Source organism: Lysobacter sp. KACC 24251 (assembly GCF_057747755.1).
This window is the reverse complement of sequence record NZ_CM173222.1, coordinates 1405260-1429765: the sequence shown is the minus strand read 5'-3', so window position 1 is coordinate 1429765 and position 24506 is coordinate 1405260. Positions and strand designations below refer to the sequence as shown.

At 64.6% G+C, this 24506-nt stretch carries 19 protein-coding genes and 2 pseudogenes; 6 read left to right on the top strand and 15 right to left on the bottom strand.

Annotated elements, in window-relative coordinates:
* Positions 1–127: 127 nt before the first annotated feature.
* From AC3ARF_RS06805 to AC3ARF_RS06745, 13 genes and pseudogenes are all read right to left on the bottom strand, one after another.
* Positions 128–1297, bottom strand: a complete 1170-nt coding sequence (locus AC3ARF_RS06805; protein ID WP_498931480.1) for an O-antigen ligase family protein — start codon at positions 1295–1297, stop codon at positions 128–130.
* An 83-nt stretch (positions 1298–1380) separates the two neighbouring features.
* Positions 1381–2121, bottom strand: coding sequence for a glycosyltransferase family 2 protein (locus AC3ARF_RS06800; RefSeq protein ID WP_498931478.1), 741 nt, complete (start codon positions 2119–2121; stop codon positions 1381–1383).
* The gene (locus tag AC3ARF_RS06795) at positions 2118–3017 is read right to left on the bottom strand and encodes a hypothetical protein (protein WP_498931475.1); all 900 of its coding nucleotides are present in this window, start codon (positions 3015–3017) and stop codon (positions 2118–2120) included. The genes AC3ARF_RS06800 and AC3ARF_RS06795 overlap by 4 nt, the downstream gene beginning before the upstream one ends.
* A gap of 196 nt (positions 3018–3213) precedes the next feature.
* Positions 3214–4587, bottom strand: a complete 1374-nt coding sequence (locus tag AC3ARF_RS06790; RefSeq protein ID WP_498931473.1) for a hypothetical protein — start codon at positions 4585–4587, stop codon at positions 3214–3216.
* A 12-nt stretch (positions 4588–4599) separates the two neighbouring features.
* Complete coding sequence (locus AC3ARF_RS06785) at positions 4600–5763, bottom strand: lipopolysaccharide biosynthesis protein (RefSeq protein ID WP_498931471.1); 1164 nt, start codon at positions 5761–5763, stop codon at positions 4600–4602.
* A 149-nt stretch (positions 5764–5912) separates the two neighbouring features.
* Positions 5913–7034: a GDP-mannose 4,6-dehydratase gene (gene gmd / locus AC3ARF_RS06780; protein ID WP_498931469.1), complete on the bottom strand. Its 1122-nt coding sequence runs from the start codon at positions 7032–7034 to the stop codon at positions 5913–5915.
* A 58-nt stretch (positions 7035–7092) separates the two neighbouring features.
* A complete protein-coding gene (locus AC3ARF_RS06775) occupies positions 7093–8478 on the bottom strand; it encodes an undecaprenyl-phosphate glucose phosphotransferase (RefSeq protein WP_498931467.1) in 1386 nt (461 codons plus the stop codon).
* A gap of 68 nt (positions 8479–8546) precedes the next feature.
* On the bottom strand, positions 8547–9815 hold the full coding sequence (locus AC3ARF_RS06770; RefSeq protein ID WP_498931465.1) for an O-antigen ligase family protein: 1269 nt from the start codon (positions 9813–9815) through the stop codon (positions 8547–8549).
* 119 nt (positions 9816–9934) lie between these two features.
* Positions 9935–10321: a hypothetical protein gene (locus tag AC3ARF_RS06765; protein ID WP_498931463.1), complete on the bottom strand. Its 387-nt coding sequence runs from the start codon at positions 10319–10321 to the stop codon at positions 9935–9937.
* 97 nt (positions 10322–10418) lie between these two features.
* Positions 10419–11603 (bottom strand): tetratricopeptide repeat protein, encoded by a 1185-nt coding sequence (locus tag AC3ARF_RS06760; RefSeq protein WP_498931461.1) that lies wholly within the window; start codon positions 11601–11603, stop codon positions 10419–10421.
* A 25-nt stretch (positions 11604–11628) separates the two neighbouring features.
* Positions 11629–12264 (bottom strand): annotated as a pseudogene (locus AC3ARF_RS06755) (CpsD/CapB family tyrosine-protein kinase); the annotation flags it as partial.
* A gap of 141 nt (positions 12265–12405) precedes the next feature.
* Positions 12406–13776, bottom strand: a pseudogene (locus AC3ARF_RS06750) (GumC family protein); the annotation flags it as partial.
* Positions 13776–14465, bottom strand: coding sequence for a polysaccharide biosynthesis/export family protein (locus tag AC3ARF_RS06745; protein WP_498931459.1), 690 nt, complete (start codon positions 14463–14465; stop codon positions 13776–13778). The gene AC3ARF_RS06745 and the pseudogene AC3ARF_RS06750, both read right to left, overlap by 1 nt.
* A gap of 215 nt (positions 14466–14680) precedes the next feature.
* Between AC3ARF_RS06745 and AC3ARF_RS06740 the strand changes: the two genes are divergently transcribed.
* Both AC3ARF_RS06740 and AC3ARF_RS06735 read left to right on the top strand, forming a co-directional pair.
* On the top strand, positions 14681–15163 hold the full coding sequence (locus tag AC3ARF_RS06740) for a hypothetical protein (RefSeq protein WP_498931457.1): 483 nt from the start codon (positions 14681–14683) through the stop codon (positions 15161–15163).
* Positions 15164–15411: 248 nt separating this feature from the next.
* Entirely contained in the window at positions 15412–16188 is a 777-nt protein-coding gene (locus tag AC3ARF_RS06735) for a TlpA family protein disulfide reductase (protein ID WP_498931455.1), read from the top strand.
* On the opposite strand, the gene AC3ARF_RS06730 is transcribed toward AC3ARF_RS06735, so the two are convergent.
* Complete coding sequence (locus AC3ARF_RS06730; protein WP_498931453.1) at positions 16185–17753, bottom strand: PAS domain-containing hybrid sensor histidine kinase/response regulator; 1569 nt, start codon at positions 17751–17753, stop codon at positions 16185–16187. The genes AC3ARF_RS06735 and AC3ARF_RS06730 overlap by 4 nt on opposite strands.
* Before the next feature lie 182 nt (positions 17754–17935).
* On the opposite strand from AC3ARF_RS06730, the gene AC3ARF_RS06725 reads away from it, so the two are divergent.
* The 4 genes from AC3ARF_RS06725 to pdeM are packed head-to-tail and all read left to right on the top strand — an operon-like array spanning position 17936 to position 23652.
* The gene (locus tag AC3ARF_RS06725) at positions 17936–18937 is read left to right on the top strand and encodes a ligase-associated DNA damage response exonuclease (protein ID WP_498931451.1); all 1002 of its coding nucleotides are present in this window, start codon (positions 17936–17938) and stop codon (positions 18935–18937) included.
* Entirely contained in the window at positions 18937–20541 is a 1605-nt protein-coding gene (locus tag AC3ARF_RS06720) for an ATP-dependent DNA ligase (RefSeq protein WP_498931449.1), read from the top strand. The genes AC3ARF_RS06725 and AC3ARF_RS06720 overlap by 1 nt, the downstream gene beginning before the upstream one ends.
* Positions 20538–23018 carry a ligase-associated DNA damage response DEXH box helicase gene (locus tag AC3ARF_RS06715; protein WP_498931447.1) on the top strand — a complete coding sequence of 827 codons (2481 nt, stop codon included), beginning with the start codon at positions 20538–20540 and terminating at the stop codon, positions 23016–23018. Before AC3ARF_RS06720 ends, AC3ARF_RS06715 begins: the two co-directional genes overlap by 4 nt.
* Entirely contained in the window at positions 23011–23652 is a 642-nt protein-coding gene (gene pdeM / locus AC3ARF_RS06710) for a ligase-associated DNA damage response endonuclease PdeM (protein WP_498931445.1), read from the top strand. Before AC3ARF_RS06715 ends, pdeM begins: the two co-directional genes overlap by 8 nt.
* Here pdeM and AC3ARF_RS06705 read toward each other — a convergent pair.
* On the bottom strand, positions 23641–24474 hold the full coding sequence (locus tag AC3ARF_RS06705; protein WP_498931443.1) for a tyrosine-protein phosphatase: 834 nt from the start codon (positions 24472–24474) through the stop codon (positions 23641–23643). The genes pdeM and AC3ARF_RS06705 overlap by 12 nt on opposite strands.
* Positions 24475–24506 lie beyond the last annotated feature (32 nt).

Below are 24506 nucleotides of genomic sequence, written 5' to 3'. Positions count from 1 at the left end.
GAACCAGAATGAGTCTGGCCTTGGGGTTTCCACGGTTCGCTTTCCAGTCTTGAAAGATATTCAATGCTTAACCTCTTAATGATCATGCGTCCCTCTCTTGCGTCGGTTGCTGACGCAAGTAGAACGCCTAGCGGCGCAGCTCGCTTATCGAAAGGCGCCGCAGCTTTCGCTCACGTGTCGTGCATGCAGCCAGCAGGAGCAAGAGCAAAGGCAACGGAAAAATCATTCCAAAAACTTCAGCTTCCGTGAGCCCCCGAATCGAGAGCAGCGCTAACAGCGCGAGACCCACGCGCGCTTGCGCACCGCGCCCACCTACCAGTGCCCGACTCCGCCACCATCTGTACCCGGCAGCCACATAGGTAGTGACTGCAAGAAGCAACCCTACCAGTCCGAGCGAGAACCACTGCTGCAACAGATCATTGTGAGCATGGGGAACCCTAACTGCGAAGACCAATGGCCCAATGTCTCGGAAAGATAGAAACCCATAACCCAAGAACCATCGATCTTTGATCATGAGCCAGGTTCCCTCCCAAAGGTCCGTTCGCCCGCTGAGCGTCTCAATCGATCCCGCGGAAGAGCTTAAGTACATACCCAAATATTCCTCGAGAAGGGGAAGCATCAGGATCACCAGCCCAGAAACCACAAGAAGCAATAAGAGGTACCCGCCTCGAACGCCCTTAGAAAGGAGACCGCACGCAATGAAAGACATCCCAAATGCCAGGATGGACGTCTTGCTTAACGTTGCCAGGAGACCGACAACGATTACAGCGAACGCGGCAATCCAAAACCGCTGAGATATCGAGCCCTGGCCACCTGAGAAGACCATCAGAAGGCACGCGATAGCACTGAAAGACAATTGCCGGCCCAACGTGTTGGGATGAAGCAGATCGTTTCCTATTCGACCATCACCCATTCTCTCGTTTGACAGAAAAACAATCAGCACGAGAGACAGAGCTCCTATCGCCAAGCCACGGACGTACTTTTCACACAGCAGCCTAGCGTCCGCCAGCGATAGCAGGATCAAGACGGTTGCCATATCCGCAAAGCCGCCCAACCAGTAAATGCTCGCCACACGCACTGACTCAGCACCAGTCCACGCCAGCGAAACTAAAGACCATGTCAAATATGCGATGGCCATCCAAGAAGCAAATGGCACCAAGATCTTGCGGACCCGCCCCCCATTCAGGATCACGAGAAATAGCGAGACACATGTAAGTGCCGCAGAGATAGCCACCCCAGCGGCAGCGCCAAGATCGGGCGAGGAGGAGAACAGAACCCAAGTCAAGGCAGGCTTCATCGCAAACACGAATCCGCACAGCCAGCACAACAACCACACCTCAGTGCGTGTCGTGCGCGTTGTAGCTACGGACCCGACCGTCATCATGATCCAACTAGCCGCCTGAGCACCCTACTTCCTGCGTTAAAAGCGCCATTCCGCCAGTAGTCAATCAAAGCGCGGACGGGTGATCTCCCATGAAGCAAGGCCGCAGCCATTGCCTCCCTTCGACTCCGCCGCGCAGCAGTACTACTTATACCTTGCCGCCCCATTAGAACCAAAACTTCGTCAAGGTACGTTGAATGCACTTTCGGAAAAACACGCAACAAAAAATCATAATCAGCGGCAATCTTAAATCCGACACTGAATCCACCGAATTTCTCGTAGACAACTCGTCGGACGAAAACAGATGGATGCGCGATACGCATCCTTCCAAGCAAATTCGCGGGGCTCTGCGGAACGCCAATCACTGCATACTGACTTCCATCGCCATTGATCAGCGCCACCTTTCCATGACAAAGATCGCAGCCCGAAGCTGACATTGCCTCTACTACGCGCTCAATTATGTTCGAATCGGAATACCGGTCGTCGCAGTTTAGAATTCCAATGATGTCGCCTCCCGCCAAGGCGATCCCCTTGTTCATCGCGTCGTAGATACCCACGTCCTTACCGGAAACATAGGAGGCTCCGAGTTCATCCAATCGATCCGTGGTTCCATCTACCGAACCACCGTCGACAATGATGTGCTCAATAAGCGGGTAGGTTTGACCGCGAACCGACAGCACACAATCCGATATTGTCGAAGCGCCGTTCAAGACAACAGTAATGATAGAAACTTTCTTCACGAAACCAACTCCGGACAAATTCTATCAATCAGCTCACCATATGCCGCGACAACTTTATCCCCTTCGTCACGGCCTTCATTAGACACAAGGTAAAACGTGCAGATATCGAAGGCGTACAGCACAAGTTGCACCGAAAGATCCAATCCCCGCGAACGATCACGGACGACCTCGGCGAAAGCCCTCGCGGCACCGACAGCGCGATCAGTCACCATGCCTTTTGCGGCTATAGGCATGAGCATAAAGTGCAGGGCATCGAAGGCATCTGGATAGCCGTCTTCCGAATACTCCCAATCGTAAACAAACGGCTTTCCTCCAACCTTTTTGATATTCCAATGGACGAAGTCGCGATGGGCGCGCACAAACCGACCTTCCATGTGCGCATGCGCGCGAACCCACGAACAAACCAGCGCAATTCTCTTTGACCAGGCAGGCGAGACCTTGTCCTCCAACAATTTCGCGCGCTCTTGCAGTACGCGATACACATTCGCCTCGCCGAGCCTACCCACGATCTCCGTTGCCTGTCCCAAAGACTCAAGCATCTCCAGGATCGGTTTGGATGCATCGAAGGCCAGCCATTGCGGCCCAATAGCCAAGGACTGCCGAAAGCAGAACGAACCTTGCGCTGTCTTCTCCGCTAGTAGCACGGGCACCCGCCCGGCAAGCTGGTGAACACGTGAGAGTTCCCTTAAGACGACTGCCTCTTTCGCGACCAATTCTTGAGCCACAGGGGTCAGCCCCAATTTACTTATGAACAAAGGCCTCCACGACTCGTCAGAATGCAGGACAGTGATCTTCTGATAGGGTCCTGGCGTACCAATTGAAAGCGAGACAAACCCGGCGTCCGAAGGTTCAATACCAATCGCGTCGGATAGGTCGCATGCCAACTCGACCTTCACAATCCGAGACCCAATGGAGCGCAAATAAAGTTTGAATCTGGAAAGGGCTCGCGGACAGAAGAACCGGAGCCCTCCTTCCCACCCGCGCGAAGACGCAGGCAAGATCAACCGCGGTTCCAGAATCGACGGGTAGACGCAATGTCGACCCGCGCTTGAGGGCTCGCATATCTTGCTGAGTTCAAAGACCGATCGCGTATCACTTCTCCTCTTCAACGCGTCCCTCCTCTGTCAAAGAGTCTGCTATTCCACAGATGAGACTCAGCACTTTTGCACTCGATTCCGCGACGTCACAATCTGTAGATACGAGCACCGCATTCGCGTGGACTCTAGCGAATGCTTTGATCGCCTCTGTCTGCCTAAACACTTCCTCAGTTGAAAGCTCTCCCTTGCGGGCCGAGACACGAACTGGGTCCCCATACAGACAAATAGTCACATCCGGTTTGGGAGCCAACCCGACAAAAAACTTGATCACATTCGGCGGAAGATTGATTCGATAGCGCCGCGCGTCGAGTTCGAGATCGTACGCATACCTGTCAAATAGAAACACGGTTGGCGACTTGCAGATCACTGGCCTCACAATCAACCAGTAACCGAGTATGTAGTCCGCCAACAGATAGGATGTCCTAAACACAGAACCGAGGAAGTTGGAGGCAGATTTGGCATGTGGCGCCACTGCAACGTCAGCCTGCGCAAGGACACCAGATGGTCCACGTAGCACCGAGAGTGGAGGCAGCAGGCGAGGACGAAGATGCCGAAGTACAAACGCCCCATGAGTCGCCGCCATCAAGAGTGGCGCAACTGCGGCAATGTTCGTAGATTTCCCCGCCCCGTCAACACCGAGTACGGCGACAACTTTGCCAGCCGGCGCGATCAAACGCCTGATGAGCGAAAAGTAATTACATATAACGCCACTCGCGAACTTTACAGGATGCTGAAAAAATGACTTCGTTAAGACAGAACGACGAAAACTTCGAAGAAGACGCTTCCTGTCGCGCAAGTCGGCTTGCCGCATTGCTTTTTCCAGGTAACTCCACGTGCGCGAATGAACTGGGCAAAACAGTTCATTTAGGAGCTCCCTATCTTCTTCCATGACTCGGCGAGCACGATCCACGTACCTCGCAGGAATTTCGAGATTGTGAAGGACCTCCTTCAGAACGGCGATAATGGCAGCAACATCCTCTCGGAGGACGCGAATCTGATTATGATAATCAGAGTTGCGGAGCATGGATTCGACGGGCGATAGCTCGCAGCCACCCTTGTAATACAATCCAAAGAAGATATCTATGCTGACTCCGCCAGCATCGCCAGCTGTGTTGACGCCTACAACAAAATATCGAGCAAAGTCTGGCCGGAGCCTAGATTGACCAAGAATTCTCACATTCGATTGAATGGACGCAGCTAGAATCACGTCTTCGATGTCGCTGGAGTCGTCCGGGTGAACCACCAGATCGATGTCGCTGCCGTCCAAACGAGATGGCAGCCCCTCCCAGTTGCGGAGCACGCTATAGCGAACATTCCTAAGCTCAAGTGCCTGAAAGAAGGCCTCGACAAACGTCTTGGTATAAGCCATTACCTACCTCACTCAAGAACGCGCTGATTTGCGCGTAATTGACATGGCCGCCAGAGCAATCGGGACGAGGGTTGCAATCTGGACAACAAGAATCCCCGCCATAACTGCATTTACCCCGCCGTTCAGCACAACATCTCTAGCAAGCATAAATGCGCACCCCGCTCCAATTCCGTACCCGACGAATATCGCCTTGGTGCTCTCTAGCGTTCGTAGAGCTGTACGCAGCGGCAGCGCAAGTGCGATAAGCACGTATATCGGCACGTACCAATAGACCGATACGATGCTTATCTCGGAAACTGTGTTGTAGACCCTAGAAAGGAGCCAAGCGGCAAATACCGCAATGACGGCCGCTACGCCCCCCGTTCCGAGCAAAACTGAGACCCCAACTCGAACCAAATATGCGCGAAGACCCTCAATTCCCTTTTGCGAGAACGCCTTGGAAGCACCAGCCGGAACGAAGTTCTCTAATGCCTGAAAAACGACATGGGTTAGACCGAAGATGTTCTGCGCCGCCTTTATGGCGCCAGTGAATGCTGGCCCATAGACGGCTGCTGCAGAGACAAGGATCAAGTTCCCTGAGAGCCACTGAAATAGTGATGCGCCTAACAGCCATCGGGAACTGACCCAATGCCGATTCCACGTCTTTTGCGAAAGGTCTAGCGGCGCCAAATGAGGGCGGAGACATGTGGCGGCCAGCCCCGCAGAAAGCATAAACACGAACGCGATCGCCCAGACTATCGCTGAGGCCGGATAGCCAAACAAATTCAGCGCAAGAACTGCGAGCAACTGCCCCCCGTATGCAACCGTATCAACGAGAAACGCATGCCAGAGCCGCTCACTGGCAAACAATACTCGGCGCAAGCCATCCTGCATCTGCGCGGAGAAAGCCCACAGTGCCAAGGGCCAGGAATACGTTGATCTCCACCAGCCGGGCATAAGTCCCGTTGCAGTCTCCCCCACTGCCAGTACCAGCCCTGCCGATACGCATGCAAACAAGAGCATCCATGCCACCACCGAGCTGAAGTACTCGTTTTGCTTCTCTGCGGCGACTCGGGGGCCGATTGACATCATTGGCGATATCAGCAGCGCGTTCTGGACACTTTGAGCAAACTGAACCACCGCCCAAAGAAGAACAAAGACGCCGTAAGCCTCAAGGTCAAATGCACGAATCAGCAAAACGCCGATCAGGAAGTTCGACCCGCTTACCAACGCTTGGTCCGCCAGCGGCAGTCCAAGGCGCCGTGAGCCTCTGCGCAACAGGGAAAGCCACGCCCCCATTTAGAGTGACCGCTTTTGCTTGGTATCAGGAGTCACTTTGGCGGGCATCAGCTCTCTCGACCGACAGAAATATCGAAACCGTGATCTTTCAGCAGCGCGTGGCGCCTAGCATTCTCCAAGTCGCAAGCCATCATTTCGACGACCATCTCCGCCAATGTAATCTGGGGAACCCAATCCAGATCCTTCTTTGCCCGCGCCGGGTCACCTAGCAACGTCTCCACCTCAGCGGGCCTGAAGTATCGCGGGTCGACCCGTATGATCACATCGCCCACCTTCACCGCCGGCGCCTTGTCGCCTTCCACGGCCTGGACCACGGCGCGCTCGTCCACACCTTGCCCTTCAAACGCAAGCGTGATGCCAAGCTCCTTAGCCGCCATGTCAATAAACTGGCGAACGCTGTACTGCACACCGGTGGCAATCACGTAGTCCTTCGCCTGCTCTTGCTGCAACATCATCCACTGCATGCGCACGTAGTCCTTGGCGTGCCCCCAGTCGCGCAGCGCGTCCAAGTTGCCCATGAACAGGCACGACTCCAAGCCAACGGCAATATTGGCCAGACCTCGGGTGATCTTGCGGGTGACGAAAGTTTCGCCCCGGCGCGGGCTCTCGTGATTGAAGAGGATGCCGTTGCAGGCGTACATGCCGTAGGACTCGCGGTAGTTCACCGTGATCCAGTAGGCGTAGAGCTTGGCTACGCCATAGGGACTACGCGGGTAGAACGCCGTGGTTTCTGATTGCGGCACTTCCTGTACCAGCCCATACAGTTCAGAGGTGCTGGCCTGGTAGTAACGACACTTGTCGCCCAGCTTGAGGAAGCGCATGGCTTCGAGCAGCCGCAGCGCGCCGAGGCCGTCGACGTCGGCGGTGTACGCGGGCGCATCGAAGCTGACTGCCACGTGGCTCTGCGCGCCGAGATTGTAGATCTCGTCCGGCTGCACCTCGGACACGATGCGGGTCAGGTTACTGGTGTCGGTCAGGTCGCCGTAGTGGAGGTGAAACTTGCGGCCGGTCTCGTGCGGGTCCTGGTACAGGTGATCCACCCGATCGGTATTGAAGGAAGACGCGCGGCGCTTGATGCCGTGCACCTCGTAGCCCTTCTCCAACAACAGCTCGGCAAGGTAAGAACCGTCTTGACCCGTGATGCCGGTGATAAGTGCGCGCTTGTTCATGTACCTATTTCTTTCACTTTGATGAGATGTTCTTGCGAGGTCGGCGCGCGTACAACAGCTAGTAGGCAGTTCGTGCAACCATGCCCTTCAGGACTGTCAGCGCGATGATCTTCAGGTCAAACCACAGCGACCAGTTCTGCAGGTAATACAAGTCGTATTCCACGCGCGCCGCCATCTTGGCCACGGTGTCCGTCTCGCCACGCAGGCCATTGACCTGCGCCCAGCCGGTGATGCCCGGCTTGACCCGATGTCGCTGCATGTAGTGCTGTACTTCACCCTTGTACTGGTGGTTGTGCGCCACCGCGTGTGGGCGCGGGCCCACGATGGACATCGTGCCCTGCAGCACGTTGAAGAACTGCGGCAGCTCATCCAGGCTGGTTTGGCGCAGGAAGCGGCCAAACCGCGTTACGCGCGGGTCGCCGCGCTTGGCCTGCGTGACCTTGCCATCGTCCTCGGCATGGGGGCGCATGCTGCGGAACTTCCACACCTCGATGATCTTGCCGCCCAGGCCATGGCGCTTCTGCCGGAACAGCACCGGCCCCGGCGAGCTGAGCTTCACGCCCAGCGCGATCATCGCCATCAGCGGTGCGATCAGGATCAGGATCAGCGCCGCCAGCACGCGGTCCTCGATGGCCTTGATCGCGCGGGCATGGCCATCCAGCGGGCTGGCGCGCAGGTTGATCACCGGCAGGCCGGCCACCTGGTCCACCGAGTGGTTGAGCAATTGCAGGCCAAACAGGTCGGGGACGAACTTGATGTCGGCCGTGGCGTGGTCCAGCCGCGCCAGGATGGCCTGGATCTCGGCCTGGGCGCTCATCGGCAGGGCCACCCACACCTGGTCGATGTGGTGTGCCTCCACGTAATCGGCCATGGCGTCCAGGTCGCCCAGGTGGGCGACGCCCGTCAGCTGGCGCGTGTCGGCGCTGGTGTTGAACCAGCCGCGCACGTCGATGCCGGCCCACGGGCTGGTCTGGAAGGTCTGCACGATGCGCGTGGCATCGGCATTGGCGCCGATGACCACGGCGCTGCGCAGGTCCCAACCCTGTGCGCGCACCCACGCGGCCAGGCCGCGGGCCACGATGCGGGAGCTGCCGCTGCCCAAGAGCACGGCGCCGAACCAGCTGCCCCACCACATGCGCGAGGTGGCGCCTTCCAGCTTGAACATCAGCGTGTACAGCAGGCTCAGGCCAAACACGGCGCCCCACAGGGCGGTCAGGTGGGTGAGCTCCAGCGTCAGGCTCTGCCCGCGCCAGCTGCGGTAGATGTTGGCGGTGCCAAACACCAGGAGCATCAGGATCACCGCACGGGCCACCGTGCGCTGGTACTCGATGGGCGGCCAGAAGGTGTCAAACCGCAGCCAGTACGCCAGGCAGGCTGCCGCTACCAGGACCACGGCATCGCCCACGCGCAGGCCCATGGTCGCCATGGCGGCGAACTTGTGCATGGCAAAGCTGCCAGGTCGCGCTGGATGCGCGATGGATGAAGACACCATGTTCATGACTCCCCTGTAAGTCATTGAGCACGTTGCGGGTTGGCCGTAAGCAGCGCCATGAGCATCGCGAACGTGGTTGCCACCGCGAGGGTGCGCAACGGGTAGTCGACGAACGAATGGACCAACGGCAAGAACACCGCGACGGCGGCAGCGCCCAGTATCCCCCGCCATTCTGTGACGGCAATAGGAGTTTTTCGCACCGAAACCGCCAATACGCCCAGGTATGCAAGCACAAGCAGCAGACCCGGCACACCCAACTCGATCGCGGTCTGCAGCAGGTCGTTGTGGGCGTGCAGCGCATGCACTTCGCGCATCGCGCCCACGGGCTCGAAGGGTGCGTAGACCTCGCGGAAACTGCCGGCACCACTGCCCCACGGGAGGCTCGCCTTGGCGACCTGCCAGCCGTACTGCAGGTACTGCCAGCGCAGGTCGTCCGCCACGTCCTGGTTGAGGCGCTGAACGATGCCGTTCCATGCGTAGACCGCAATGCCCGCAGCGGCGACGGCCATCGTCACCAGCGGCGCCAACCAGCGGCGCCCCGCCCCACCTTCGCGCCGCAGGCACAAGGGCAATGCGGCAACGCCGGCCAACAGCGCCAGCGCGCCGCCCATGCGGGAGAAGCTCAGCGCCGCTGCCAGCATCAGGATGACGGCCGCGCCGTACCAGCCCGCCGCCTCGGAGGGCCGACGGCGATGCTGGGCGCGCGCGGCGAAGGCCAGCGCAAGGGGCAGCAACATGCCCATCAGCGCGGCGAAGTGGTTGCGGTTGGCGAAAAGACCGATGGCCCCGATCGGGTGGTGGTAGGCGTAGGGGCGTAGCGTGGAGTGCGCGCCGGCCGCGGCCTGTGCAAACCCCAGCAGCGCCATGGCCAACCCCACGCCGATGGCCAGCAATAGGAGCCGTCGTCGCGAGGCTTCACCGAGCGTGGAGACCAGTGCCCACATCGCAAACGCCGTGGCCACGGCCATCAGCGCGCGCACGGTGCCCCATGGGTCCAGTGACCAGGGCAGCCAGTGGCGCGGCACACCGGCCGCGGACAGGTCGGCGAGCAGAGCAGCGCGCGGGGCGCCCTGCCCCCACAGGCTGGCGGGGAGCGGGAGCAATGACAGGGCAAGCAGGAGCAGCGCGGCGCCAAAGATCCACGCCGTCCAGCGCTGGGCCGGTAGCCGCTGGGTGGTGGGCCAGCGCAGCACGGCCATTGTCGCCGCGGGCAATGCCGCCAGGTGGACGACCAAGTCGCCCACGCCACGCGAACCGCCGCCACACAGCAAAGCGGCAAGCAGCAGCACGCCGGCGGCCCCTTCCGCCCATCGATCCTGTGTTGTCGCCCCTGCGCGCACCCAAATCCCCTGAAAAACAAACGGGCCGCTGAGGGCGGCCCGTCCGTGAAACCTACTCCATCCTGGAATCAGGGGCTGGACGGCTTGTCGTCACCGCCACCGCCACCCACCAGTGCCGCGGCGGCGGCCACGCCGGCGCCAACGGCCCAGTAGTACTGGTTGTCGGAGGCCGCGGCCTTGGCCGGCGAGGCGCACTTGGGCGCGACGGGCTGCACGGTGTAAGCACCGGCGGAGGTCACGGTCACGGTGCAGCCGTTGGCGTAGGTCACCTTGGCTTCACCGAAGGCCACCGAGATGACGTCGCCCGGGGCGGCGCCCATGCTGCTGGCCGCCGGCACGGCACGACCGCTGATGGTCACGCCTTCGCTCTTGGCATGCGCCAGGACGGTGGGCTGCTGTGCAAACGCGGCGCCCGTGGCGAGGGTGGCGATCAGGCCGACAACCAACTGCTTCATGCATGAACTCCAAAATTCGTGCCAATTCCGACACATACCAGCGGAAGGATAGGGGAAACGGTATCCGGGACGCAACCCGGCCACCCGAGAGTTTGTCTCACTGCAGACGCAATTCGAGGGCGTCGAGCCGCAACGTACCGGACAGGATGCGCTCGTTGAGTGAACGACCGAGGTAGCGCAAGCGCAGCACATGGTCGGTACAGGCGTCGCCGGACACCTCCACCGCCCCCGAGAACGACTGCCAGCGGCGTCCGCTCCGGGCTGCCGGTAGCTCGACGGAGCCCACGGGGCGACCACTGGTGGTGCACACCACCTCAAGCGCGAACGGGCGGCTGGCCGTGGTGTCGTTCGCCGCCTTGCCGCTGAGGTGATACCGGCCCGGTGCCAGCGCCAGTGGCTGCTCCAGCCCCAAGGCGGAGACCGAACGGCCTTCGAATACCAAGGACAAGCTCCCCTGCCCCTCGGCGGGGTCCGTGTCATCGGGCAGGACGCTCACCCCGGTCTGCGGCGTGATCCGCCAGGCAAACCCTCCGGTGACATCCGGCGCCTCGAATCCGCCATCGAAGAGCAACGGCGCGGCGAGGGCCTGTTGCGGGGGCGGCAACGTGGCCAGCCACGCGGCGCGTGCGTCCGCAGGCCGCCCCAGGCGCCGCAGCAGGGTGACGCGCGCTTCCAGTTCCGCCGGCGTAAGCGGTACGGCCTGCGACAACACGGCCAGCACGGCTTCGGCGCCCGCGGCCGGCGTTGTATTGGCCAGCAGGGCCGGCACCAGAGCTCCGCGCCAATTGGGGGCGGCGGTCAGCCGCTCCACCAGCGCGAGGCGCACATCCTCGCGGTCCAGGGTTTTGGCCAGCTCCGTCAGTACCGTGTCCCGCACGCCCGGGGCAACGCGCAGCAAGGCGTCCAGAGGCGCCAGGGCAGCGGGGACATCGTCGCGGGTCAAGGCGCGATCGATCAGTGCGGCACGGGTCAGACGGTCACGGGGCGCCAGTCGCACGGCAACCTCGTACAGCCGCGTGGCCTCTTCGCGATCGCCGCGCGCATCCGCGGCCTGGGCCAGGACGCGATAGGCGCGCCCGTCGTGCGGACGCTCGCGCAGAATCGCGCGGGCGGTGGCGACATCGGCCTGCGTCACCGCGGGTTCGGCGTCGATGGCCTGCATCTGCCGGTCGGCACCTTTGGGCGGGCCCAGGTCGGCGTCGCGCATGGCCAGTTCCACGGCCAGCCACCCGCCACCCAGGGCGAGGCTCGCTGCAATCGTGGTGCGTGCGATTCCCGCCATGGTCAACGCAAGCCCGGTGCGGCCATCAGCCGCGACCGTCACCGCCGTAGTTGTAGTACGTGTATCCGCCGTAGCCGTACGAGTCGCCCTTGTTGAGGTCGAAACCCGTCAGCACGGAGCCCAACACATGGGCACGTGCGGCCACGAGGCGTTGCATGGCGCCCTGCAGCGCGTCGGTGCGGGTCTGCTCGGCGGAGGCGACCAGCAGCGTGGCCTCGGAACGGTGCGCCAGCAGCGGCGCGTCGGCCAGGCCCAGCACCGGCGGACCGTCCAGCACGATCACGTCGAAACGCTCGCCCAGCGCGGACAGCAACGCGTGCAACCCGTCACCGGCCAGCAACTCCGGCGGATTGGGCGGCAGCGGACCGGAGGTGATGACGCTCAGGCCGACGTCCTTCGAGACCTGGACGGCGGTATCGGCGGTGGCCGCGCCGGCCAGCACATTGGACAGGCCGCTGGCATTGGAAAGCCCGGTCAACTTGTGCACGGACGGATTGCGCAGATCCGCATCCACCAGCACCACGCGCTTGCCCAGCTGGGCGATGTTGCGCGCAAGTTCCAGCGCGGTGGTGCTCTTGCCTTCACTGGCGCTGGGACTGGTGACGAACAGGCTGGCGGGGATGCCGTGCGCGGTGGCGAATTGCAGGGCCGTGCGCACGGAGCGATAGGCTTCCGCGAACGGGGACCGCAGGTCGGTGGCGGCCTGGGCGGGCGTAACGCCGGTCGCCAGCCGCGGAATCACGCCCAGCACCGGGCGGTGCGTCAGTTCTTCCAATGCCTTGGGCGAATGGATGGTGCGATCCAGGTAGTGGCGCGCGAACGCCGCCAGCACTCCCAGCATGCCGCCCACCAGGATGGCCAGTGCGAGGTTGCGCAGCAGGCTGGGCTTGTACGGCGCCTCGGGGACCATGGCGCGGTCGACCACGAAGATGTTGTTGGCACCCACGCCACCGGCTACGCCGATTTCCTTGTAGCGCTGCAGCAGGCCGTCGTAGAGCTGGCGGTTGGTCTCGGCTTCGCGCTTGAGGATGTTGTACTGGATGCTGCGGTTCTGCAGGTCCAGCACGTCACCCTTGAGGCCGCCGATGCGGGACGTGAGCATCTCTTCCTGCGCGACGGCGGCATCGTACCGGGCCTTCACCGACGAGCGGATGTGCCCGACTTCGCCGGCGATCTGGCGGTCGATCTCGGCGATCTGGCCCGACAGGCGCTGCATGTCCGGGTAGTCGGGCTTGAAGGTACGCAGCTTCTCCTGGTACTCGCCCTGCAGCTTGCTGCGCTCCTCGCGCAGGCGCTGGATCAACGGGTTGCCCACCACTTGCGGCAGGCCCAGCCCTTCGCCCTGGGCGGCCTGCGCCCACTCGGCTTCGGCGCGGATGCGCTCATCCTGCGCCTTGGCCAGGGAGGCATTGAGCTCCGACAGGTTCTGCGCCGACAGCGACGGCTTGTCCTCGCCCACTGACACGATCTGCTCCTGCGAGGCGAATTCCACCAGCGCCTTCTCGGAGTCCTCGAGCTTGGCCTTCAGTTGCGCCAGCCGCTCTTCCAGGTACTTGCCCGCGTAGGACGAGGCATCGAAGCGACGCTCAAGGTTGGCGGCGATGAAGGCCTGGCTCCACGCGTTGGCCACGCGCGCGGCCACGTTGGGATCCGGCGAGTCGACATTGATGCGCACTAGGCGCGAGTTGCGCACGGGCTCGACGCTGACGTCGCCCAGCAGGATGTCGGCCAGCACGCGGCGCTGCTCCTGCAGGCGCTGCGCGGGCTTCTCACCCTCGCCCACGCCTTCCAGCAGCGGCTTGAAGTGCGGATCCTGGGTGAGGTTGAGGTCCTGCACCACGCGCAGGGCCAGCGAGTGGCTGGACAGCAGCTCGTACTGGGTCTGGTAGAAGTCGTCGCCGTAGTAGCCGCGCTCGGTGGGCATGACGCCCTCGACGTTGACCACTTGCAGGCTCTCGCGCTCGATCTGCAGCAGCGAATTGGCGCGGAAGATGGGCGTGGCGAGCAGGGTGAGCACCAGCGCGATGGCCACCACCGAGGCGCCGACGATGGCCACCAGCCAGCGGTTGTTCCACAGGATGTGCCAGTACTGCAGCAGGTCGATCTCGTCCGGATCGCGCTCGGCCTTGGGCGAGGTGGCCAGGGTGCTGCCGGAATTCATGACGGTGCTCATCAGTTGGAGTAGTAGAACCAGGAGGTCAGGACGGGGGCGATCTGGATGAAGCGCTTGAACCAGACGGCGCCCTTCGATTCGTCCACCACCACGATGTCGTTACCGAGGATTTCGGGGTCCTGCATGCGGCCTTCGCGGATCGCTTCCAGGTCGAAACGCGCGACCATGGTGCGGCCATCGACGCGGCGCAGGACGGCTACGTGGTGCGGGTTGGCCGTGTCCGTCAGGCCCTCGCCCAGCGACACAGCCTGCAGCAGCGACAGGCGCGCGGCGTTCATCGGGAAAATGCCGGTCTTGCGCACGGCACCGTTGACGGTGACCCGCTGGCTGGAGAATTCCTTCACGAACAGGGTGACCTGCGGGTCCTGCAGGTAGCGCGCACCGTACTGGCGGGCGACCTCGGCCTCGAGCTCGGCCACTGTGCGGCCGGCCGCCTGCACGCCGCCGATCAGCGGCAGCGAGATCTGGCCGGCATTGTTGACGCGCACCTCGCGGTCCAGATCCTTGATCTGGAAGACCGTGACAGCAATCAGGTCGTGCGGGCCGATGCGGTACTCGGGCTGGCCGAGCACTTCGGCCACCGGGTCTACTGCGGGGAGTACCTGCGTTTGGGCCACTTCGCCGCGACTGGCACAAGCAGACAGCAGCACGGCGCCCAGCAGCGCGCCGAGACGAAGAAGGTTGAACAAGCGACTGACCCCTGTAACAAATTCAATAACTTGGCAATTATGCCCGATGTTGGGGCGCCACGGGTGATGCCGGCCAGCCGGTGGGGCGTGGAAGTTGGGAAAATTTCTGAGACGAGGCTGAACGAAGCGGGGGGAGTTCACGGAACCCCAACCCCTGCCCCGCCAGTGTTGGGCCGTGCCTGACGCACGCGTCCCTTCCCCACAGGAGCTGGCAAATGAACGACAAGAAAGATCTACCGGTCGAAGACGGTACTGCGCAGGCGGCGAGCACCGCCACTGGCGCCGCAATTGGCGCCATCACCGGCGCCACGATTGGTGCGGTAGGCGGTCCCCCGGGCATGGCCGTGGGCGCGGCCCTTGGCGCGGTGGTGGGTGGCGCCACGGGCGCGACGGCCGCGGCAACCGTCAACCCCGCCGAGTACAACGACCACTTCCAGAAGTTGTACCCCACCAGCAGCTACTACCAGCCTGGCTACGACTGGAATGACTACCAGCCGGCCTACGAGTATGGCTACCACACGTTTGGGCACCACCAGGGCAAGCGCTTCGAGGACGTGGAACCGCAACTGGCCCAGAAGTGGGAGACGGAACGCGAGGGCTCGCGCCTTGAGTGGGAAAACGCTCGCCAGGCGGTTCGCGAGGGATGGCATTACCTGGAGCGCGCGGTGCCCGGCGACGCTGATCGAGACGGCCGCTGAGGCAATGCGGTGGTGAAGGCGAACGCGGTGGGCAACCATCGCGTTCGCGTTATTGGGCCGGGACGTCGGGGTAGGATGCACGCCCGTTCTTTGAGCCGCCCCTGCTGATGCCGAGCTTTCCCCTCCCAGTACTGTTTGGCGCGGTTGCGTTGCTGGTGGGCGCGTTGGCTGGCCGCTGGGTGCAGCGTCACACACGGGTGGAAGCTGGACCTGATGCCAGGGCTCCCGACGCACTCCACCCCGGGCAAGTGACCGCGAAGGTTCGCGGCACGCCGACGGCCACCTCGACGCTCCTGGACATGGTCTTCGCCGGCGTTGCGGCTGCGAGGTTGGTGTTCGTAGTGCAGTGGTGGGCGAATTACCGCGAGGACTTGGCCTCGATCCTGCGCCTTGGAGATGGCGGCTATGCCTGGTGGGCGGCCGTGCCCGCTGCGCTTGCGGTGGGGGTCCTATCGTGGCGCCGCCGACCCGCGTTGCGGCAACCCTTGCTGGTGGCATGCGCGGTGACGGGATTGGTCTTCGCCTTGCTCCTGGGTGCGCGCGCCGCGCTTACCGCTCCGGGACAACCGCTCCCCGCGGTCACGCTACGCACGCTGGCGGGTCAGGAAACCAGACTGGACACGGTGTTTCGGGGGCAGCCGGTGGTGCTGAACCTGTGGGCCACGTGGTGCCCCCCATGCCGCCGGGAGATGCCGGCGTTGGCGCGGGCGCAGGCCGCCTTTCCGGGCGTCCACTTTGTGTTTGCCAACCAGGGCGAATCCCTCGCCGAGGTCCAGCCCTACGTGAGGCAGGCAGGCCTGCCCTTGAAGAACGTCCTGCTGGACGGCGGATCGCAGTTGTCTGCCGCCCTCACCGCGCGGGCGCTGCCCACGACCGCGTTCTATGACGCGCAGGGGCGCCTGGTCGAGGTGCACATGGGCGAATTGACCAGCGCAGCGATTGCGCGGCAGTTACAGGCGATGGGCGTGGAGACCAAGGCGACGCCGCTTCCGGACGCCGCCGGGCCCTCCGGGGGCGGCCCTTAGCCTGAAGTCAGGGGGTCGCCCCGCTTTGCGTTTGCCGCCTGGCTTAGCAGGGCCTCCACGGCATCGGCGGAAACCGGCTTGGTGAGGTGCCCCTGAAATCCGGCGGACGCCGTCGCGGCGCGGTCTTCGGGAAGTCCATAGCCGGTGAGCGCTACCAACTGGGGGGCGATGCCGGCTTCCTGCAGGATGCTGGCCAACTCCAAACCAGACATCCCGGGCATCCCCAGGTCCAACAGGGCAATATCCGGGCGTTCACGACGGATCAGCTCCACCGCGGTGTGGCCGTCGTAGGCGACCAGGCAAAGGTGGCCCAGATGACGCACCAGCATCTGCAGCGTGTTGGCGGCATCGCGGTTGTCATCGACCACCACCACCTTGAGCTTTCGCGCAATTTCCGGACACGCCTGCTCGCTGACCGTTGCATCGCCCTCGCGGGGAGCCCTCTCCAACAGCGGCAGACGGATGATGATCTCGGTGCCCAGCCCGTCCTGACCCGCACTGAAAGCGCTGACCTTGCCGCCATGGCACTGGATCAACTGCTGCACCAGGCTGAGCCCCAGGCCCAGGCCGCCAGAGGCATGCTGCGGGTCCGGATGAGCCTGCACGAACAGGTTGAAGACGTCCTGCAGCTTCTCCGGGGCAATGCCCGGGCCATTGTCGGCGATGGACACTTCCGCTTCGTCCCCGACCTTGGCCATGTGCACGCGGATCAAGCCGCGCTCGGGCGTGAACTTGGCCGCGTTGTTGAGGATGTTGTTGAACACCTGCACCAGGCGGGCACGATCGCCCTGCACGCAGAGATCATCGGCGTCCGCATCAAAGCGCACCTGGTGCCGCTTGGCGCGCAGCAAGGGGGCGGCCGCCTCCAATGCATCGGTCAACACCTGTCGCAACGCAGTGGGCGCAAGTTGCAGGGGGATCTTGCCGCTGGTGATGCGGCCCACGTCCAGCAGGTCGTCCACCAGCCGGGTCATCTGCCGCAGCTGCCGATCCAGCACGTCGGCGGCCATGCGGGTGGTTTCGCTGGCCGCCGGGTCCATGCGCAGCAGGGCGGTGGCATTGGCCATGGGCGCCAGCGGATTGCGCAGCTCGTGACCGAGAATGGCGAGGAAGGTGCTGATGCGCCGGCCCTCGTCTTCCAGCGCGGCGATACGCCGGCGTTCGGTCAGGTCGCGCGTCACCTTTGCAAAACCCAGGTGCCGGCCGTCGTCGTCCAAGACCGCGGTGATCACCACGCTGGCCCAGAAGCGCGAACCGTCCTTGCGCAGGCGCCAGCCTTCCTCCTCGAAGGAACCGTTCTTCAGCGCCAGCCGCAGTTCCTCGTCCGGCCAGCCGGCCTTGATCCGCTCCTCGGGATAGAAGATGGAGAAGTGCTTGCCGATGATCTCGTCGGCGGAGTAGCCCTTGTTCTTGGCCGCGCCTGCATTCCAACTGGCGATCGTGCCGTCGGGATTGAGCATGAAGATGGCGTAATCCTGCACGGACGCCACCAGTTGCCGGTAATCCACATCCAGTCGTACGGGCGTGCTGGGCTGCGTTGTCGCAATGGTCACGTTGTGTTTCATCCCCTGTTTACCGCTGATACCGCAACGTTCACTGTGATGCACGCGCCGTGAAGGCCGGGTTACCACCGTGCCGGCCCAAGCGTGTACTGCGTTGATCTTTTAATGTGGCTCCGCTTTTCGTGTCTGTCACACCGCGCTCCACAAACTGGGCGCCTGCGCACAGATCATCACGAGGAGACCCCTTGAGCGCGAGGCCGGACCTGGTGGTCCTTCGCCCGGAAGGGCTGTATTGCCCCGCCGGCGACTTCCACATCGACCCGTGGCGGCCGGTGCCGCGTGCGGTGATCACCCATGGTCACGGCGACCATGCGCGCCGTGGCATGGGTCGGTATTGGGCGGTGCGCCAGGGACTGCCGATCCTGCACTGGCGATTGGGCGATCAGGCGTACGAGACGCTGGAGTATGGGGAGCCAGCGCAATTGGGACGCGCGCGGGTATCCCTGCACAGCGCGGGTCACGTGCTGGGATCGGCGCAGGTGCGGATCGAGGTGGATGGCGAGGTCTGGGTGGTCAGCGGCGACTACAAGCGCCAGCCAGACCCGACGTGCGCCCCGTTCGAGGTCGTTCGCTGCGACACCTTCATCACCGAGGCGACGTTTGGCTTGCCGGTGTACCGCTGGCCCGACACCCGCGACGTGGTGGCGGAAATTTCGCAGTGGCGCGACGAGTGTGCGGCGCGGGGTGAGGGCGCGATCCTGTACTGCTATGCGCTCGGCAAGGCGCAACGCGTTCTCGCCGAGTTGGCGACCCTGGACCCGCGTCCGGTGTGGCTGCATGGCGCGGTGGATGCCGGGGTCGCGGTGTACCGCGAGGCGGGCGTGGCGATGGTGGAGACGCGGCGCGTCAGCGACGAGGACAAGGGCTTCGATTTCGCGGGGGCGCTGATCATCGCCCCACCCTCTGCAGCAGGCAGTCCGTGGTTGCGGCGGTTTCGCCGCGCCCAGCATGGGTTTGCCTCTGGCTGGATGCGATTGCGCGGCAACCGCCGCCGCGGCAACTACGACCGCGGTTTCATCGTCTCTGATCATGCCGACTGGCCTGATCTGCTGCGCACCGTGAGCGACACGGGCGCGAGCCGCGTGATCGCGACGCACGGCAATACCGACGCCCTGGTGCGCCTGTTGAACGAGCGCGGCATCCGCACGGATATCTTCCGCACCGACTTTGGCGGGGAGGAGGACTGATGCGGCGCTTTGCCGAGCTGTTCCAGCGCCTGGACCGCAGCACCGCCACCAACGACAAGCTGGCGGCTCTGGTGGACTACTTCCGCGACACCCCGCCGGAAGACGCGGTGTGGGGGCTTTGGCTGCTGTCGGGCGGCAAGGTGGGCGGAGCCAAGGCGCGCATCGCCTCCAGCACGGAACTGCGGGCGTGGATCGCGGAGGAAACGGACAACCCCGCGTGGCTCGTGGATGCCAGCTACGACCAGGTGGGCGATCTGGCTGAAACGCTGGCACTGCTGATGCCCGAACCCACCCAGGCGCATCACGACCTCGGGCTGGCCGAATGGGTGCAGGAACGCCTGGGGCCCATCGCCAACGCGGACCTGCCGCTGCGCCGCGAAGTGGTGGTGAGCGCGTGGCGCACCCTGCCCTTCGCGCAGCGGCTGGTCTTCAACAAGCTGCTGACGGGCGCATTGCGGGTGGGCGTGTCACAAGGCCTGGTGCAGAAGGCGCTGGCGCAGTGGTCGGGCGTCGATATCGCGATGATTGCCCAGCGCATGATCGGGACGTGGTCGCCTACGGCCGAATTCCTCGCACGCCTGGTGTCGCCCGACGCGCAACCGGGCGACGCCGCGTCGCCCTACCCGTTCTTCCTGGCCTCGCCGCTGGAGGGCGAGCCGGAGGCACTGGGGGCGATCGACGACTGGCTGCTGGAGTGGAAATGGGATGGCATCCGCGTGCAGTTGATCCGGCGCGGCAGCGACGTCGCGCTGTGGTCGCGTGGAGAGGAGCGCATGGACGGACGCTTCCCTGAAATCGAGCAGGCCCTGGCGGAGTTGCCGTCCGACGCGGTCATCGACGGCGAACTGCTGGCCTGGCACGCCGGGTCGCCCGCGCCACAGCCGTTTACTGCGCTGCAGACGCGCATCCAGCGGCGCAAGCCTTCGCCCAAGATCCTGCGCGAGACGCCCGTGCGCGTGCAGGCCTACGACCTCTTGGAACTGGCCGGCGAGGACCTGCGCGAGCGCCCGCTGGCCGAGCGCCGCTCGCACCTGGCTGCGCTGCTCGACGCCCATGCCTCGCCGCTGCTGGCGTTGTCGCCGCACGTGGAGGCGCCGGGTTGGGCGCACGCCGCCGAACTGCGCGCCCAAGCCCGCGACCGGGGCGTTGAGGGTTTGATGCTCAAACGGCTGGCCTCACCCTACCGCCACGGGCGCAAGCGAGGAGACTGGTGGAAGTGGAAGATCGATCCGCTGACCATCGATGCGGTGCTGATCTATGCCCAGGCCGGCCACGGCCGCCGGAGCACGCTGCACACCGACTACACCTTCGCGTTGTGGGACGGGGAGGCGCTGGTCCCGGTGGCCAAGGCCTATTCGGGGCTGTCGGATGCGGAGATCCTTCGGCTCGACCGCTGGATCCGCGCCCACACCACCGAGCGCTTCGGGCCGGTGCGCGCGGTCACGCCCCACCACGTGTTCGAACTGGGTTTCGAAGGCGTCAACCGCTCCAGCCGCCACAAGTCGGGGGTGGCCGTGCGCTTCCCGCGGATCCTGCGCTGGCGCGAGGACAAGCCGCCCACGGAGGCCGACCGTCTGGACGCGCTCAAGGCGCTGGCGCAATGACGCCGCCACGCGCTTCCTGGGACGCGCCCCTGCAGGCGTGGTTTGCCGCGCAGGGCTGGAGGCCCGCACCGTTCCAGCCCCGGGCATGGCAGCACTACCTGGCTGGCGAGTCGGGACTGCTGGTCACGCCCACGGGCAGTGGCAAGACCTTGGCGGCTTTCGGCGGCCCCCTGCTGGAAGCCCTCCGGCTGGGCGAAGCCGGGCCCGCCCCGGCCGCACGCCGCAAGCGCGGACAGGCGCTCGTGGCCCGCACCCGCATCCTGTGGATCACGCCGTTGCGCGCGTTGGCCAGCGACACCGTGCGCGCGCTGCAGTCCATGGTCGATTCGTTGGGACTGGCGTGGACGATCGCCGTGCGTACGGGCGACGCCAGTGCCCGCGACAAGCGGCTGGTCCGGGAGGCCCAGGCCGAGGTGGTGGTGATCACGCCCGAATCGCTGGCCCTGCTGTTGACCTACCCGGAGACCGCCGAACGCTTCGCCGGCCTGCGGGCCATCATCGTGGACGAGTGGCATGAGCTGCTCGGCAACAAGCGTGGCGTGCTGCTGCAACTGGGGTTGGCAAGGCTGCGCGCGTTGGCGCCCGCGGTCCGCATGTGGGGTCTGTCCGCCACCTTGGGTAACCTGGAGCAGGCCCGCGACGTGCTGCTGCCGCATGTGCCGGATGCGCCCATCCTCGCGGCCGCCAAGCCCCGCCGCACCGTGATCCAGACCCTGTTGCCAGAGCCGGGGGAGCGCTTCCCGTGGGCCGGCCACCTGGGCCTTTCGCAACTCGAGCGCGTCTCCCAGGCACTGATGCAGGCCGGCACCAGCCTGCTGTTCGCCAACACCCGGGCGCAGGCGGAGTTGTGGCACAAGGCGCTGGCGGCGGTATGGCCGGAAGACCCGGCCACGCTGGCGCTGCACCACGGCTCCCTGGATCCCTCGTTGCGCCGTCAGGTCGAGCAGGGTCTACGCGAAGGACAGGTGCGATGCGTGGTGGCCACGTCCAGCCTGGACCTGGGCGTGGACTTCCCGGCCGTCGACCAGGTCATCCAGGTCGGCAGCCCCAAGGGCTTGGCCCGGCTGCTGCAACGCGCGGGCCGGGCGCGCCATCGACCCGGCGAGTCCGGGCAGATCCTGTGCGTGCCCACGCACGCACTCGAACTGGCCGAATACGCCGCGGCGCGCATCGCCCTTGCCGAGGGCCGCATCGAGGCACGGCCGCCGCCCCGGCTGTCACTGGATGTACTTGCCCAGCACTGCGTGACGCTGGCGCTGGGTGGCGGGTTCGATCCCGGCGCGCTGCTGGCCGAAGTCCGCGGCACGCACGCCTTCGCCGGTTTGGACGCGCTTACCTGGCAGGCCGTGCTGGATTTCATCGTCCAAGGGGGCCAGGCCCTTCAGCACTACCCCGACTATCGGCGCGTGGTGCGCGACGAAGACGGTCACTACCGCGTGCACGACCGGCGTGTCGCATTCCGCCACCGACTGTCCATCGGCACGATCACCAGCGATGGGACCATGCAGGTGAAGCTGATGCGCGGTGGCTACCTGGGCTCGGTGGAGGAAGGCTTCCTGGCGCGGCTGCGTCCGCGCGACCGCTTCCAGTTTGCCGGTCGCACCCTGGAGCTGGTGCAACTCAAGGACATGACCGCCTATGTCCGGCTGGCCACGAAGCCCGATGGGATCGTGCCGCGCTGGCAAGGTGGGCGCATGCCGCTGTCGAGCGAACTGGGCGCACAGGTGGAAGCCGTGCTCGCCAATCCGGGGTCGGGACCGGAGATGCGCGCCTTGGCCCCGCTGCTGCACCTGCAGGACCGGTTGTCCGCCCGCCCTTCTCCCACGACGCTGCTCAGCGAATTCGTGCACACCCGCGAAGGCTGGCACCTGTTCGTCTATCCCTTCGGCGGGCGCGCCGTGCACGAGGGCCTGGGGGCCCTGATGGCACTGCGGTGGACGCGCATGGCGCCCAACACGGTGACCTTCGCGGTCAATGACTATGGCGTGATGCTCACCGCCCAGGCCGCGACCGACATGGATGAGATCACCCTTGAGCAACTGCTGGCCGGGGACGGCCTGCTGGAGGACCTGGAGGCGGGCCTCAACATGACCGAACTGGCGCGCCGGCAGTTCCGGGAGATCGCCCGCGTCGCCGGTCTGCTGCCGCCCTCGCTGCCCGGCAAGGCCATCCGCAGCCTGCGACAATTGCAGGCTTCCAGTGGACTTCTGTTCGACGTGTTGAGCCAGCACGACCCGCACCACCTGCTGCTGCACCAGGCCCGCCGCGAGGTGCTGGAGGCGCAATTGGACGTGCGCGCGCTGCGCGAACTACTGGCGCGCTGCCGGCAGCGACGCATCGACCTGCGCCGTCCCACCAGCCTTACCCCGTTGGGCTTTCCGCTATGGGCCGAGTCGGTTCGCGGCGCATTGAGCAGCGAGGACTGGAAGACGCGGGTGCAGCGCATGGCCCAACGCCTGGAGCGCCGCCATGGTTGAGCGTTTCCCGGTCCGGATCGCGGGGGAGCCGATGGAGCTGCTGGGCGACCGGGCGCTGTATTGGCCCGCCCGCCAGCGGTTGCTGGTGGCCGACCTGCACCTGGGCAAGGGCAACATCTTCCGGGCGGCCGGCATCCCGGTGCCCACCGGCGGCACCGCCCACGACCTGCAGCGCCTGCAGCATCTGCTGGCCGAGACCGGCGCCCACGCGCTGTGGGTGCTGGGCGATTTCCTGCATGGCCGGCGGCACATCAGCGTGGACCAGGCGTGGGCAACGTTCCGCGAGGCCCATTCCGCGGTGGACATGGCGGTGGTGGTCGGCAACCACGATCGGTCGCTCGACGCGGAAGCCGGCGGCGTGGAAGTGCTGCGCGACGGCATTTGCGATGGGCCTTTCGAGTTCCGCCATGACCCCGCCGAGTCTTCGCGCGGGCACGTGGTGTGCGGCCACGTGCATCCGGTCATCCGCCTGGAAGGCATGGGCCGCTGGCCGCTGTTCTGGCTGGGTGAGCGGCAGACGGTGCTGCCCGCGTTTTCCGCATTCACCGGCGGCCACGCCCTGACGCGCAGCCAGGCCGCGGGAAGCGTGGCCTGCAACGGCCAGTTGATGGTGCGGCTGCCCTTACGAGAGTGAGCCGCGAATACGCCGGAGCATGCCCATCAGGCCGGCCGTGGCTTGGGTGTCGCCCGTCCGGTTGGCGAGTTCCGGCCGTGAGATCCGCAGCGAAGGAGGAAGCGCCTCCGGGGCGAGGTTGTCGACGATGCCACGCGGACGGGTCAGCACCAGGTGGGTGGCTTCTTCCTCCCCGACCAGGGTGGCGGCGGCGACACGCGCCTCGGCCAGCAAGGGCGGGCGACGCTCCGGGTGGTGGGCATCGGTGGCTAGCAGCATCGCGTGCCCCTCGCCCACGAACCGCTCTCCCCAGTATTTGACGCGCCGGCCGAAGCGACCGGTCAGCGCACCGGCCGTGATCTGCATCCACGCCCCGCGTTCGCTCAAGCGGGTGAACAAGGGGTAGTGCGTGTCCACCCAGGTCAGCCGCTCCGGATGGGTGATGACGGGGATATAGCCCGCCGTCATCAACTCGAACACCGCCTCCTCGAAGCGTGGCGGCGCCACGTGGTGTGGGGGCTCCAGCAGCAGGTAGCGTGAGCCCGCCAGCGTCGGGATGCGGTCGCCACGGATATCGGCGACCAGCCCCGGGTCCAGATGGACGTCCGCGCCCTCCACCAGCCGCAAGGGGATGCCATGGCGATCAAGCTCGGCCTGGAACGCGGCGACGGCCTGGCGGATGGCGGCCGCGGTGTTTTCGTATACGCCGGGATAAATGTGCGGTGTGCACGCGACGGTGGTGATGCCGTCCGCCGCGGCCATGCGGGCCATCTCCAGCGCCATCGGCAGATCCGTGGCGCCGTCGTCGATACCCGGCAGGATGTGGCAGTGCAGATCGAACATGGGAAGGCCGCGTTGGGGAGCGTCAGTCTACC

Bases quoted from the DNA above. Each gene is read 5' to 3' on its own strand.
- AC3ARF_RS06805 (WP_498931480.1), bottom strand. From the start codon at position 1,297: ATGAAGCCTGCCTTGACTTGGGTTCTGTTCTCCTCCTCGCCCGATCTT.
- AC3ARF_RS06775 (WP_498931467.1), bottom strand. From the start codon at position 8,478: ATGCACAAGTTCGCCGCCATGGCGACCATGGGCCTGCGCGTGGGCGAT.
- AC3ARF_RS06740 (WP_498931457.1), top strand. From the start codon at position 14,681: ATGAACGACAAGAAAGATCTACCGGTCGAAGACGGTACTGCGCAGGCG.
- pdeM (WP_498931445.1), top strand. From the start codon at position 23,011: ATGGTTGAGCGTTTCCCGGTCCGGATCGCGGGGGAGCCGATGGAGCTG.
- AC3ARF_RS06705 (WP_498931443.1), bottom strand. From the start codon at position 24,474: ATGTTCGATCTGCACTGCCACATCCTGCCGGGTATCGACGACGGCGCC.
- AC3ARF_RS06790 (WP_498931473.1), bottom strand. From the start codon at position 4,587: ATGGCTTATACCAAGACGTTTGTCGAGGCCTTCTTTCAGGCACTTGAG.
- AC3ARF_RS06760 (WP_498931461.1), bottom strand. From the start codon at position 11,603: ATGGCGGGAATCGCACGCACCACGATTGCAGCGAGCCTCGCCCTGGGT.
- AC3ARF_RS06730 (WP_498931453.1), bottom strand. From the start codon at position 17,753: ATGAAACACAACGTGACCATTGCGACAACGCAGCCCAGCACGCCCGTA.
- AC3ARF_RS06765 (WP_498931463.1), bottom strand. From the start codon at position 10,321: ATGAAGCAGTTGGTTGTCGGCCTGATCGCCACCCTCGCCACGGGCGCC.
- AC3ARF_RS06720 (WP_498931449.1), top strand. From the start codon at position 18,937: ATGCGGCGCTTTGCCGAGCTGTTCCAGCGCCTGGACCGCAGCACCGCC.
- AC3ARF_RS06715 (WP_498931447.1), top strand. From the start codon at position 20,538: ATGACGCCGCCACGCGCTTCCTGGGACGCGCCCCTGCAGGCGTGGTTT.
- gmd (WP_498931469.1), bottom strand. From the start codon at position 7,034: ATGAACAAGCGCGCACTTATCACCGGCATCACGGGTCAAGACGGTTCT.